We start from the raw sequence: 13,314 nt of genomic DNA, 5'->3' as shown, positions 1-13,314 counted from the left end.
GTCCCGGCGCGCAGGGTCAGAACGCGTAGCGCACCCGGCAGGACGGCAGCCGCTCGGCGATGAGGTCGGTCAGCGCGGCGACGTAGCGGCCCTTCTCCCCGGTGCGGTACCGGACGTTCCAGCCGCCGGTCTGCGACCGCTTGGACTGCTGGAGCTCGGGGCGCCACAGCACCTCCTCGGCCTTCGGGTGCCAGCCGAGGTTGACCTCGTGGAGGGCCTCGTTGTGCGTGAGCATGATGACCTCGCACGCGAGCTGCGCCTTGGCCGTCGCGCCGATGCCCGCCTCGGCCTGGTCGAGCAGCTCGGCCCACTCCTCGAGCCACCCGTCGTGGACGATCACCGGGCTGAAGTTGAGGTGCACCTCGTAGCCGGCCTCGACGAAGTCGTCGATCGCCGCGATCCGGTCGGCGATGCGGTCGGTCCGGATGTCGACGAGGCGCGCCATGCGGTCCGGCATGAGGGAGAACCGGACCCGCGTGCGTCCCTGCGGGTCCCAGTCGAGCAGCTCGCGGTTGACGTGCTTGGTCGCGAACGACGCCTTGGCGGTGGGCAGCCCGCGGAACAGGTCGACGAGATCGCGCACGTTGTCGCTGAGGGTGGCGTCGACGCTCGCGTCGCTGTTCTCGCCGATGTCGTAGACCCACGCCGTCGGGTCGCACTGGTTGGGCTCGGCCTTGACGCCCTGCCGCCCGACGTGGCGGGCGAGGTACCCGGTGATGCGGTCGATGTTCGCGAACACGGTGACGGGGTTGCTGTATCCCTTGCGTCGGGGCACGTAGCAATAGGCGCACGCCATCGCGCAGCCGTTCGCCGTCGACGGCGCGACGAAGTCCGACGAGCGCCCGTTGGGCCGGGCCGCGAGCGACTTCTTGACCCCGAGGACGAGCGCCTCGGTCTTGATCCTCACCCACCGGTCGACGTTCGCCTCGTCGCCGTGCAGCTCGGGGATGTTCCAGTGCGACGCGACCTCGATGCGCTCGGCGTCGGGCCAGCGGTCGAGCACCTGCTGGCCGCGGGGCAGCGCGGCGGCCTCGGGCTCGAGGTAGATGCGGCGGACGTCGAGGAGTGCGCGGGCCGGTCGGGCGGTGGCACGTGGTGCGGGGGCGTGCGCCTGCGCGTGCGCAGCCGCCGGCGCTGGCGCCTGCGATCGGGCCGCCGCCGGCGCTGGCGCCTGCGGTCGCGCCGGCGCCTGCTCGGGCGGGGCGGTGAGGGCGTCGAGGTCGAAGGTGGGCTGGCTCATGGGCACGTCCTCGTCAGGTCCAGTACAGCGAACGGGCGGCGGGCAGACGCTCGGCGAGCGCGACGTCGAACCACGAGCGCAGCTCGTGCATGACGCGGGCCGGGTAGACGTGCTTGACGGCGCCGTACTTGCCCCGCTTCTGGCGGCGCAGGTCCTCGTCCATCTCCAGCTTCGTCCGCGGGTACCAGTCCAGCAGCACCTCCTTGCTGCGCGGCGTGAACCGGTGCGTGATGAGCTCGGCGGTGAGGTCGAGGCCGGGCACGTCGTCGGTCGCGGCGGCGACGGCGTCGAGCAGGTCGGCGTACTCCTGGCGCCAGCCGTCGACCGGCATGATCGGGGCGATCGTCAGCCCGACCGGGTACCCGGCCAGGGCGAGCGACCGCAGTGCGGCGATGCGGTCCGGCATCCGGGCGGTGCCGCCCTCGAACCGCTCGACCGACGCCGCGTTGACCGAGAAGCGGACCCGGGTGCGGCCGTGGTGCGGGAGGTCCAGCAACGGGGCGACATCGGCGAACTTGGTGGTGAAGCGCAGCTGCGCCGGGCCGCCCAGGTCGGCGGTGCCGACGTGCGTGATCGCGGCGGCGAGCGAGCCGGTGAGGTGCTCGAGGCCGAGCGGGTCGGTGTAGCAGGACACCTCGAAGGTGGTGCCCTCGTGGCCTCGCGCGTCGGTCCCGCTGGTGACCGACCCCTGGCCGACGGCGGGCGCGATCCCGCCGAGGACGTCGTCGAGGTTGGCGTAGGTGCGGGTGATCGGCGGGCCGGTGAGCGACCCGGCGAGGTAGCAGTACTGGCAGTGCGCCGGGCACCCTCGGCGAGGTCGACGCGCCAGTCCGCGCTCGGCGGGATGGGCTGGAGCCTGCGCTTGGACGGCGGGGCGACGACGACGGCGAGCGTCGACTTGGCCTGCGCGTAGGTGGCACGGGGCGTGTCGGCGGTCAGGCTGGGGAGGCGGTCGCCGGTCAGGAGTCGGATGTCCGCGACGCCGGCGGCCTGGCAGCGCTCGATGATCCGCCGGCCGTGCGGGAGCTCGGCGGCGGATCGGGTGACCAGGACGTGCTTGGGGATCCAGGGGGTGCGGGGCACGTCGGGTACAACACCGGCGCGGGTGATGGGCGTCCGGTGTGGGCCGTCCGGGGGTGTGAAGGTGGTCACCGGTCCGCGGGTGTGCGTGGAGGCTGTTGCCGCCGGGGAGCCGGTCGTCGCCTCGTTGCCGGAGGCAGCGGTCGTTGCCCGACGCCACGCACAGCGGGACCATGCGGGCATGGGACCCAGCGACGACGCCGGCCGGGTGGAACGTCACGACACCGGCGTCCGTCTCGTCTTCGACCGTGACTGGGAGGTGCCGGTCGGTGAGGTGTGGTCCGCGTTGACCGACCCCGACCGACTGGCGCTCTGGTTCGGCCGGTGGACCGGGGACCCGGCGTCGGGCACCGTCGTCCTGACGCTGACCGGTGAGGGCGACGCCCCGCCCGAGACCGTGACGATCGACGCCTGCGAGCCCCCGCACCGGCTCGCCGTGACGACCGGGGCCGCAGACGCGCGCTGGCCGCTCGAGGTCACGCTGACCGAGGTCGCGGACGGCGGCACGACGCTGCGCTTCGTCCACCGCCTCTCCGACTCCGACGACGTCGTGAGCACGGGCGTCGGCTGGCACTACTACCTCGACCGGCTCGACGCCGTCGTCACCGGCCGACCGGTGACGGACGACTGGGACGCCTACTACCCCGTGCTCATGACCCGCTACGGAGGACCGACGGAGGGCGCGGTCGGGTCCGGCGCCCCGTAGCGGCCGCTCGGACGCGGCGCGCCACGGTCGCGGAAGAGCAGCCGGGGCGCAGGGCGCGGGACGCGGGACGCAGGACGCGGGACGGGTGTACCGGGCGGTCATGGCGGTTCCGATCGGCGCGTGGACCCGACCAGCTGGCCCCACGAGCGCACCGTTCCGGACGCGACGGTGACACCCACGGCGACGCACCCGCCGAGCGCTCCGCCCCTCCCGCGATCGAGTCGGGAGTCGACTCGTGCGGGTGTGGCACCTTGGCCGGCGGTCGGGCGCTCCTGAAGTGGATGCTGCTCCTCGGGATCGCTCGTCGAATTGCGCGGCAAGCGATCTCGGGTCGAGTCACTCGAGATTGTTCACCATCTCGACGGCGTCATGCCCGCCGGCTCCGCACGACGCACTGCGTGCACGTCGAAAATCGCCGTGTATACACCGACGCGACCCCGACCGCGCCGCTGTCGCGGTATTCCACAGCCGCTCTGCGGGGGCCACGGGATGTCAGTGGCTCGCCGTAGAATTGCGGTGTCGACATAGGCCGATGCGGTGACCAGAAGGGAGGGCGGCGGACATGGCTGAACGCGTTCCGCCCCCATCGGACGGTACGGGAGACGACGCCGTGCCGCTCTCCCCAGAGGTCGCTGCCGCCCTGTCTGCGATGGATTCTGCCGTGTCATTCCTCGCTGGGCTCGATCTGTCGGTGCTCGAGGGCCGCGAAGCGGCGGTGGTCGCGCGCCGATTGGCGGAGGTGACCAGCCGGGCGGGTGTGGCGAAGGTTCGGTTGCTGCCGGTGATCGACGACGACGGCGTGTGGGCGCTGAGTGGTGCGCGGTCGTTCCCGGTGTGGCTGTCCCACGACCACCGGCTGTCCGTGGGTGTGGCGCGGGCGCAGGTGCGGCTGGGGCGGACGCTGCGCGACCACCTGCCCGCCACCGCTGCCGCTGCCGTGGCGGGTGAGGTGACGGTGGAGCAGGCGCAGGTCATCGCCACCCTCGCGCCGACCAGTGACCAGCGTCGCGAGCTGCTCGCCGACCCGGAGCACGAGTGCAACGAGACCCTCGTGGTGGAGCAGGCGCGGCAGCTGTCGGTCGACGAGACCCGGGTGTTCGTCCCCACTGGGCCGCCTACGCCGACCCCGACGCCGACGACCGCGGGTACGTGGACTCGTGCGACCGCGAACGCCTGGACATCGCCCGCCTCGGTGACGGGTACCGGGTCGAGGGGCAGCTCACCGCGGAGCACGGGCAGGCGCTCAAGGCCGCCCTCGCCGCAGTGACGCCGGTGCCGGCGGCGGATGACGACCGCACCTCGTCCCAGCGGCGCGCTCACGCCCTGGGCGACGTGGCCCAGATCGTGCTGGACAACGGGCTCGCCGGGACCGGGCGGGCGGTGCGCCCGGTGGTGACCGTGCTGGTCGACTACCCGACCCTGACCGCCCTGGTCACCGCCGCAGACACCCGGCCCCGGCAGGGCCGCCTCCTCGACGACGCCGACGGCGGGAACGGCTCAAGCGACGAGGGCCCGACCCGTACCGCGCCGGTGCTCACGAAGGCGATGCTGACCGGTCAGACGGTCGCCGGTGGACCGCAGTACGAGGACCGCACCCCCGTCCCGCGCAAGGTCCTCGACCGGATCGCGTGCGACGGCGGCCTCAACCGGATCCTGTTCGGCCCTGACTCGGAAGTGCTTGACGTCGGTCGCACGGAACGGACGTTCACCCGGGCGCGGCGGGCGGCGATCATCGCCCGCGACAAACACTGCCGATACCCGACCTGTACCGCACCACCGATCATCTGCCAAGCGCACCACGTCGAACAATGGGCACGCGACGGCGGAGAGACGAGCGTGGACAACGGCATCCTGCTGTGCGCATTCCACCACCGGATCACCCACGACCGCGACATCGCGATCCGCCGCCACCGCGGTCGATGGGAATTCACCGACCACCACGGGAAAACCATCGACCCCGACCGGGACCGGCCCCTCGCCGCGCGATGGCGACACGGCGGATCAGCGACGGAATGACCGGTCGGCACGGGGACGAGCAGCGCGCTCCGACGGCCGAGGCGCGGTGCGGGGCGGGGCGGCACGCCACAGCACGGTCAGACGCAGAGGTCGGCCGGAGCATCCGCTCGGCCGGACGGTCAACCCGTCCGCAGGATGCGCTCGCTCAGGACGCGCCGGGCTCGGGCTTGCGCGTGAAGGCGACCATCACCGAGGCCTCGCCCCGCGTCACGAAGCCGATCGACAGCCCCGCTTCGATCCCGAGGTTGAACTCGATGGTCGAGAGCTCGAACGGTGAGTCCTCGGCTGCCGCGCGGGACTGCGCCGCGAGTCCGGTGAGCTTGCCGATCACCGTGTCCCACACGTCCTGCAGCTCCTCGATCCCGGCAACCACCCGGTCGCCGGCGACGCTGTGAGCACGCAGGTCCGGCCGCGCCGGCGCGCCGCCCGCCGCGCCTCCGGCGCCTGCGGCCGCGCCGAGGTCGTCCCCGTGGGGCGCCTCGTTGTCCGCAGTGCCTCGCGGCCCGACCACCACGACCTGGAACTCACTCATGACAGACCTCCGGGCTCGTCCACGCCCCGGCGGACGCGCCGGCGCACGACCAGTCTCGGTCCGATCGGGCACTCCCGCGCTGCCGGTCAGGGCATCCCCGGACCCCGCACCGCACCGCCGCAGCGAGAGCCACCCCGGACGCGACGGGCGAGAGCCACCCCGGACGCGACGGAGGGCAGGACCCCTGCCCCGGGGCCTGCCCTCCGTCTGTTCTGCTGTGGTGCCGTCGTGCTGTGGTGCCGTCGTGCTGTGGAGCCGCGTCGTGGGAGCTGCGTCGTGGTGCGCGAGCCACCGCGGCGTCTCAGCGGAGCCAGCTGTTGCCGACGATGCGAGCCCAGATCTTGCCGACCCCCCAGGTGTCACCGGAGAGCGTGACGGCGGCGATGATGAGCAGCAGCGCCTCGTGCCAGTGCGAGTCGACGACCGGGTTGTTGCCGCCGAGGATCCAGGGGATCTCCGCCAGGTACATGAACGCCATGAGCAGCGTGCCGGTGACCGCGGCGATCTTCAGGCCCGCGCCGGCGATCAGCGCGACCCCGATGCCGAGCAGGCCGACCATGAACAGGACGTCCCCGAACGGGTTGGCGAACATCTGGAAGAACCCGGCGAACGGGCCCTCGATCCCGCCGATGAAGCCCTGCGCGGGTGTGCCGCCGTTGACCCAGGCCCGCTCGGCCGGGGTGGCGAACCCGAGCCCGAACGTCTTGTCGACGAAAGCCCAGAAGAACGTGAAGCCGATCGTGATGCGAGCGACCGCGAGCACCTTGCGTGCGCTGGCACGGGTGACGATCTGCTCCTGGTAGACCGTGGCGCCGACAGCAGCGGCGGCGGTCGGGGTGCCGGCGGTGGGCGCGGGCTTGACGGTGTTCGACATGATCCAACCTCCCAGGTGTGCCGGGATGCGCTTCGCGTTGTCATCCCGCCGAACCCGGCCTCCGGGCTCTGAGACCACTCTCCCGCCCGCACCGGGGCGACACCTGAGCCGAAGGTCCCCGGGACGAAGGTCCTCCCCGCCCCGGGGCACCTGCTCGCGACGACCGGCGCGCGGACTACCAGGCGTAGTCCTCCGGCGCCGTCCTGCGGCCCGGGAAGATCTCGTCGAGCCGCGTCAGGGCGGCGTCGTCGAGCGTCACGTCCAGCGCGCGGACGCCGGCGTCGAGCTGCTCGCGCGTGCGCGGACCGATGATCGGCGCCGTGACGGCCGGCTGGTGCAGCAGCCAGGCCAGGGCGACGTCGCCCGGCTCGTGCCCGAGCTCGGCGGCGAAGTCCTCGTACGCCTCGATCGCGTCGCGGTGCGACTCGAGCGACTCCTTCGCGCGGCCCTCGAGCCGACGCTTGCCCTCGCGCTCCTTGCGGACGACGCCGCCCAGCAGCCCGCCCTGCAGCGGCGACCACGGGATGATGCCGATCCCGTTGCCCTGCGCGGCGGGGATGACCTCGAGCTCGATGTCCCGCGTGAGCAGGTTGTAGATGGACTGCTCGCTCACCAGACCGGTGTAGTTGCGCTTGCGGGCGTGCTCCTGCGCGGTGGCGATGTGCCACCCGGCGAAGTTGCTGCTCCCCGCGTACAGCACCTTGCCCTGCGCGACGGCGACCTCCATGGCCTGCCAGATCTCGTCCCAGGGCGTCTCCCGGTCGACGTGGTGGAACTGGTAGAGGTCGACGTAGTCGGTCTGCAGGCGCTGCAGGCTCGCGTCGAGCGCGCGGCGGATGTTCAGCGCCGACAGCTTGCCGTCGTTGGGCCAGTCCGACATCGCCCCGTAGAGCTTCGTCGCGAGGACCGTCCGCTCGCGCCGCCCGCCGCCGGTGGCGAACCAGCGCCCGAGGATCGACTCGGTCGCACCGGCGCCGAGCTCACCGCCGTAGCGGTTGGCGGTGTCGAAGAAGTTGATGCCGTGCTCGTGCGCGGCATCCATGATCGCGTGGGAGTCGTCCTCCGGCGTCTGGGGGCCGAAGTTCATCGTCCCCAGGCACAGGCGGGACACGGACAGGCCGGAGCGGCCGAGGTGGGTGTAGTCCATGCCGCCAGGCTCACCCCGCCCGGTGGGCGTGTCCACCGCTCACGAGCGTGCGACCGCATCCTGGACGGCGCCGCGCACCACGCCGGCACGGGCGGGGCGGCGTCGTCGGGGAAGGGCTCGGGGACGACGTCGGCGAGCGGCTCGGGGACGACGTCGGCGAGCGGCTCGGGGACGACGTCGGCGAGCCCTTCGGGGACGACGTCGGCGACGACGGCGCCCCGGCGGCCCCGTCAGGCGGAGGCGACAGTCCCGGACGACCCGGTGACCAGCCCCGGCGCGACACCCACCGGAGCGACGTTCCCGACCTGCCCGACCTGCCCGACCTCGCCCGTCCGCCCGACCGCCTCGCCCCCGAGGCTGTCGATCGCCCGAGCGTCGACTGCCGCACGATGAGCTCGGTCCGCAGCACACGGGGCCGCCCCACCGGGCGGCCGTCGAGCAGCAGCGACATGAGGTGCCACGCCTCGCGCCCCATCTCGCGCGTCGGCGTGCGCACCGTCGTCAGGCTCGGCGACGAGAACCGGGCGAAGGCGATGTCGTCGAAGCCGGTGACCGCGACGTCCTCGGGTACCGAGAGGCCGAGCTCGCTGAGCCGGTTGAGGACGCCGAACGCGACGAGGTCGTTGAACGCGACCACCGCGGTGGCGCCGTCGATCACGTCCGGCTCGATCACCGCGTAGCCGTCCTCCATCGTCGAGCCGCACTCGACCACGGTGACGTCGAGACCGTCGACGTCGGCGAGCGACCGCAGCCGCTCGGCGTTCGACCAGGCGCGCGCGGGCCCTGCGAGGTAGACGGCCCTGCGGTGGCCGGTGTCCCGCAGCAGCGCCAGGAGATCCGCCGACCCGCGGCGGACGTCGCTCTGGACGACCGGGGTGGCGAAGCCGCGTGGCGACCGGTGCGTGCACACGACGTTGGGGAGGTAGCGCACGAGGTCGCGCATGCTGTCCTCGGACATGCGCGGCGAGCACACGATGAGCCCGTCGGAGCGGCGTCCGAGCTCGAGCGCCCGCTCCAGCTCGAGCTCGGGGTCCTCGTGGGAGTGCGCGACGACGACCCAGACGCCGTCCTTCTCCGCCGCGCTCTGGATCCCCTCGAGCAGCGTGTGGAAGTACGGGTTGGCGAGGTCGGGGACCAGGACGCCGACCGTCCCGGTGCGCCCACGGACCAGCCCCTGCGCGGTGGCACTCGGCCGGTAGCCGAGAGCGGACGCCGCTGCGACGACGCGTGCGGCGAGGGTCGGGCTCACCGAGCCCTTCCCGCTCAGCACGCGCGACACGGTCGCCTCGGACACCTGCGCCTCACGCGCGACGTCCGTGATCGTCGCCATCGCCGATCCTCTCCCCCTGGTCCGCCCTCGTGCACGGGGTCCGGTGCGGGGGCGGACGCGCCGGACGGGTGAGCAGCACTGCTCGCGGCCAATCCTCACATCTCGGGCGGCGGCGCGGGGCAGGTGCCCGACGACGACCGGCACGCGTGCCCGACGACGACCGGCACCCGTGCCCGACAAGGACCGACGGGCGGGCACCGGACGGCTGCGGGCGCGGCGTGGGGGATGCTTGGGACCCGTGGACCCCCGCCCCGCCCCGCCCTCCCCCGCCGACCGGCGGACGCGCCGATGTTCCCGATGCGCACGGTGGTGCTCGGTGCGTTCGTCCCGTCTCTCGTGTTCGACATCGGTACCGGCGCGATGCTGCCGATCATCGTCCCGACCGCCGTCGGGCTCGGGTCCGACCTCGCGACGGCCGGCGTCGTCGCGGCGCTCCTGCCGGTCGGCCAGATCCTCGCGGACCTCCCCGCCGGGTCGCTCGCGGCCAAGGTCGGCGACCGGACCGCGCAGATCATGGCCGGGTCGGTCGCCGCCCTGGCGTTCCTCGGCGCGTTCCTCGCCCCGGGCCTGCTGACGCTCGGGATCGCCGTCGCCGCGACGGGCGCGGCCGCCGCGGTGTTCAACCTGGCCCGGCACTCCTACCTCACCGAGATCACGCCCCCGCTCCGGCGGGCCCGCGTGCTGTCGACCCTCGCGGGCGTCCACCGGATCGGGCAGTTCCTCGGACCGTTCGCCGGGGCGCTGGTCATCCACGGCGGCGACGTGCGCAACGGGTTCCTCCTCGGCGTCGGGGCCGCCGTCGTCGCGACCGCGGTGCTCGTCGGGGTGCGGGAGACCGCGCCCGGGGACCGGCCGCCCGGCGAGACGCTGCGATCCCGCACGGCGGCCCGTCGCGAGGCGCGCCGGTCGGCCCCGGCCGGGCCGACCCTCGTCGGCGTCCTGCGCGAGCACCGACGGGTGTTCACGTCGCTCGGCGTCGCGGTGCTGCTGGTGGGCGCGGTCCGCGGTGCCCGGCAGACGGTCATCCCGCTGTGGGGTGAGCACCTGGGCCTGGACGCGTCGACGACGTCGCTCATCTTCGGCCTCGCGGGCGGCGTCGACATGCTGCTGTTCTACCCGGCGGGCAAGATCATGGACCTGTACGGACGGCTCTGGATCGGGGTGCCGTCGATGCTGGTCATGGGCCTGTCGATGGTGCTGCTGCCGTTCACCGAGACGGTCGCGGGCGTGTGCGTGGCCGCCGCGCTCATGGGGCTGGGCAACGGCATGAGCTCGGGGATCCTCATGACCCTGGGCTCCGACGTCTCCCCCGCCGCCGGCCGCGCGCAGTTCCTCGGGGTGTGGCGCGTGCTGCAGGACTCCGGCTCCGCCTTGGGACCGCTCGTGGTGTCCGCTGGGGCGGCGCTCGGGTCGATCGCCGTGGGCATCTGGGCGACCGGCGCGCTGGGTGCGGCGGCGACCGGCGCGCTCGTCCGGTGGGTGCCCCGGTGGTCCGTGCACGCCAACCGCACGACGCGTCGGCGGGCCGGACTGGCCTGAGCCCACGCGGCAGGCGGGCGCACGGCACGCGGGCGCCCGGCACGCGGACGCCCAGCACGCGGACGCCCAACCCGCGGCGCGCACACGAAGGCACGCGGCGCGCTCAGCGAGCGGTCGTCGCCACCTGGTCGTCCGCGTCGACGCGACACGTCGACGTCCGCACCACCAGCGTCGTCGCGAGCTCGAAGTGGTGGGTCTCGGGGCGGGCGCCGTCGGCGATGCTCAGCAGGGTGCGCACCGCCTGGCGCCCCATCTCGCGCATGGGCTGGCGCACGGTGGTGAGCTGCGGTGAGGTCCACACCGCGAGCGGGGTGTCGTCGAAGCCGACGATGCTCAGGTCCTCCGGGAGGCGCAGCCCGCGCTTGTGCGCCGCCTCCATCACCCCGAGCGCTGCGGTGTCCGACCCGGCGACGATCGCCGTCGGCGGCTGCGGCAGGTCGAGCAGCGCGTCGCCCATCGCGCGGCCGTCCTCGTAGCTGAAGCCCTCGTGGCGGATCAGGGTGCGATCCACCGCCTGCCCCCACGTGGTCAGGGCGGCCGTGTGCCCGTGCAGGCGGTGACCACCGGGACGGGACGCGGGCAGCCCGCCGGCGAACCCGATCCGGCGGTGCCCGAGCTCGAGCAGGTGCTCGGTCGCCTGCATCCCGCCGGCCCAGTTCGTCGCACTGACGGTGATGATCCCCTCGGCGGACTCCGAGCCGACGCTCACCGGGTCGATGACCACGAGCTGCAGTCCCGCGTCCGCGCACGCCTGGACCTGCGCATGGGTCAGAGCGGTGGTCACGCCGATGACGCCGACGTGGCCCTGACGCGCGAGCGACCGGAACCACTCCGGCCCCAGCTCGTCGGTGCGCCGCCCCTGCGCCTCCCGCGCACCGGGGACGTGCGTGACGACGACGTCGACGCCGTGGTCCGCTCCCGCGCTGAGCAGCCCGGACAGCACCTGGGCGGAGTAGGGGTCGACGACGGCGGAGAACACCACGGTCACCGACCGCCGGTGCTGCGCGACCCGGCTGCCCGTCGTGGGGGCGTACTCCAGCTCCGCGACCGTGGCGAGCACCCGCTCGCGCGTGCTCGCGGCGACCTCGCGACGTCCGTTGAGGACCTTGGAGACCGTCGCCTTCGAGACCCCCGCGGCGCGGGCGACGGTGTCGAGCGTCGGTCGAGATCGGGCCTCGGCCATGCGTGTCCTCGCTTCTCCCCGGTGGAGCCCGAAACAGTTTCACGGCGATTCGGTGGGTGTCAACGCGGCCGTGCCGCGTGGACAGGCTGTTGACCCACCGCGCAGCCGGTCCTAGGGTCGAACCGGCCGAAAGCGCTTCCCGAAACAGGTTCGGCCCGTTCAGACCCACGGGGCAGCCGCCGGTAACGCGCGCCCCCGTCAACGCCGACACGTCAACGCCGACACCCAGGAGCCCCCATGACCAGCCTCCGAGCCCCCGCGCACGCCGCCGCGCCGTCGTCCGATCCGCCGCGGTGCTGGCGATCGGCTCCCTGGCGCTGACCGCGTGCGGGCAGGGCGAGGAGCCCGACGCGGGTGCCGGCGACGCCGCCCCGGCGACCGCCGCCGACCCGGACGCTCCCGCCGAGATCCGCTTCTCCTGGTGGGGCGCCGACGTCCGGCACCAGCGCCACCAGAAGATCATCGACGCGTTCGAGGCCGAGAACCCGAACATCGACGTCGTCCCCGACTTCACCGACTGGGGCGGCTACTGGGACAAGCTCGCCACGGTGACCGCGGGCGGGGACACCCCGGACGTGTTCATGCAGGAGGACCGCTACATCCGCGAGTACGCCGAGCGTGGCGTGCTGCGGGACCTCAGCGACCTCGACATCGCGACCGAGGACCTCGACCCGACCCTGCTGGCCGCGGGACAGCTCGACGACGCCCAGTACGGCATCCCCACCGGGTCGAACGTGTACTCGGTCATCGCGAACCCGGACCTGTTCGAGGCGGCCGGTGTCGCACTCCCGGACGACACGGAGTGGACCTGGGACGAGTACGTCGACATCGCGCAGCAGATCTCCGACGGCACCCCCGAGGGCGTCTACGGCACCTCGGACTACACGTACAACGAGACCGGCCTCATGGTGTACCTGCGCCAGCACGGGCAGAACCTCTACGACGAGGACGGTGAGCTCGGCTACGAGGACGAGCTGCTCGAGGAGTGGTTCCAGCGTTCGCTCGACATGCAGGCCTCGGGGGCACAGCCGGGGGCGGCGGAGGCCCTCGGGCTGCCCACCGGTCAGACCTTCCTCGCGACCAACAAGGCAGCGATGGAGGTCACCTGGTCCGCCCAGCTCGGCATCCTCAGCGACACCGCGGGGACGCAGATGGAGATCCTGCGGGTCCCCGGCGAGTCGGAGTTCGACCGGACAGGCATGTACTTCAAGCCCGGCATGTACATGTCGATGTCGGCCGACACCGAGTACCCCGACGCCGCCGCGGCGTTCATCGACTACTTCATCAACAGCGTCGAGGTGGGCGAGAAGGTCCTCTCCGACCTCGGTCTGCCGGCGAACGCGACGGTCCGCGAGGCGATCGCCGACCAGCTCACGCCGAACGAGCAGATCGCCGCCGAGTTCATCGCCGACCTCCAGGACGAGGTCGTCGACGCGCCGCCGTCGATGCCGGTGGGCGCGGGCGAGGTCGCCTCGATCATCAAGCGCATCAACGAGGAGGTCCTGTTCGAGCGCCTCACCCCCGAGCAGGCCGCCGACCAGTTCCGCACCGAGGTCGAGGCCGTGATCGGCGGCTGAGCCGCCGCACGGGTCCGGCCGCGGACATCCGCACCACTCCCGATCCAGCCCCGCCCACAGATCCCGCCCAGCACCTGCGACAGTCAGCAC

12 protein-coding genes are annotated in these 13,314 nt (G+C 73.1%); 5 read left to right on the top strand and 7 right to left on the bottom strand.

Features of this window, described 5'->3' with window-relative positions; all coding sequences use genetic code 11:
* Nucleotides 1-16: 16 nt before the first annotated feature.
* Nucleotides 17-1,240: a spore photoproduct lyase family protein gene (locus tag REH70_RS05145; RefSeq protein WP_310752893.1), complete on the bottom strand. Its 1,224-nt coding sequence runs from the start codon at nt 1,238-1,240 to the stop codon at nt 17-19.
* Nucleotides 1,241-1,253: 13 nt separating this feature from the next.
* Entirely contained in the window at nt 1,254-2,495 is a 1,242-nt protein-coding gene (locus REH70_RS20395; RefSeq protein ID WP_396134678.1) for an SPL family radical SAM protein, read from the bottom strand.
* Nucleotides 2,496-2,501: 6 nt separating this feature from the next.
* Here REH70_RS20395 and REH70_RS05135 point away from each other — a divergent pair, with 6 nt between their 5' ends.
* The 3 genes from REH70_RS05135 to REH70_RS05125 all read left to right on the top strand — a co-directional run bounded on the left by REH70_RS05135 (nt 2,502) and on the right by REH70_RS05125 (nt 5,042).
* A complete protein-coding gene (locus tag REH70_RS05135; RefSeq protein ID WP_310752887.1) occupies nt 2,502-3,026 on the top strand; it encodes an SRPBCC family protein in 525 nt (174 codons plus the stop codon).
* A gap of 661 nt (nt 3,027-3,687) precedes the next feature.
* On the top strand, nt 3,688-4,293 hold the full coding sequence (locus REH70_RS05130; protein WP_310752885.1) for a DUF222 domain-containing protein: 606 nt from the start codon (nt 3,688-3,690) through the stop codon (nt 4,291-4,293).
* Complete coding sequence (locus REH70_RS05125) at nt 4,176-5,042, top strand: DUF222 domain-containing protein (RefSeq protein WP_310752883.1); 867 nt, start codon at nt 4,176-4,178, stop codon at nt 5,040-5,042. Before REH70_RS05130 ends, REH70_RS05125 begins: the two co-directional genes overlap by 118 nt.
* 145 nt (nt 5,043-5,187) lie before the next feature.
* Here the strand turns inward: REH70_RS05125 and REH70_RS05120 are convergent, their stop codons facing one another.
* From REH70_RS05120 to REH70_RS05105, 4 genes are all read right to left on the bottom strand, one after another.
* Nucleotides 5,188-5,574 carry a hypothetical protein gene (locus REH70_RS05120; protein WP_310752879.1) on the bottom strand — a complete coding sequence of 129 codons (387 nt, stop codon included), beginning with the start codon at nt 5,572-5,574 and terminating at the stop codon, nt 5,188-5,190.
* A gap of 301 nt (nt 5,575-5,875) precedes the next feature.
* A complete protein-coding gene (locus REH70_RS05115; protein ID WP_310752877.1) occupies nt 5,876-6,448 on the bottom strand; it encodes a DoxX family protein in 573 nt (190 codons plus the stop codon).
* 175 nt (nt 6,449-6,623) lie between these two features.
* A complete protein-coding gene (locus REH70_RS05110) occupies nt 6,624-7,595 on the bottom strand; it encodes an aldo/keto reductase (protein WP_310752875.1) in 972 nt (323 codons plus the stop codon).
* A gap of 10 nt (nt 7,596-7,605) precedes the next feature.
* A complete protein-coding gene (locus REH70_RS05105) occupies nt 7,606-8,925 on the bottom strand; it encodes a LacI family DNA-binding transcriptional regulator (protein WP_310752873.1) in 1,320 nt (439 codons plus the stop codon).
* A gap of 288 nt (nt 8,926-9,213) precedes the next feature.
* Between REH70_RS05105 and REH70_RS05100 the strand changes: the two genes are divergently transcribed.
* Nucleotides 9,214-10,464, top strand: coding sequence for an MFS transporter (locus REH70_RS05100; protein WP_310752871.1), 1,251 nt, complete (start codon nt 9,214-9,216; stop codon nt 10,462-10,464).
* A gap of 103 nt (nt 10,465-10,567) precedes the next feature.
* Here REH70_RS05100 and REH70_RS05095 read toward each other — a convergent pair whose 3' ends face one another.
* Complete coding sequence (locus REH70_RS05095) at nt 10,568-11,647, bottom strand: substrate-binding domain-containing protein (protein WP_310752869.1); 1,080 nt, start codon at nt 11,645-11,647, stop codon at nt 10,568-10,570.
* Nucleotides 11,648-11,940: 293 nt separating this feature from the next.
* Between REH70_RS05095 and REH70_RS05090 the strand changes: the two genes are divergently transcribed.
* Nucleotides 11,941-13,224: a sugar ABC transporter substrate-binding protein gene (locus REH70_RS05090; RefSeq protein ID WP_310752866.1), complete on the top strand. Its 1,284-nt coding sequence runs from the start codon at nt 11,941-11,943 to the stop codon at nt 13,222-13,224.
* The last annotated feature ends 90 nt before the right edge of the window (nt 13,225-13,314 follow it).

Origin of the sequence: Cellulomonas sp. ATA003 (assembly GCF_031582905.1) — a bacterium.
Lineage (GTDB): Bacteria > Actinomycetota > Actinomycetes > Actinomycetales > Cellulomonadaceae > Pengzhenrongella.
The sequence above is the reverse complement of the archived record's forward strand: the minus strand, read 5'-3'. Positions and strand labels throughout refer to the sequence as shown.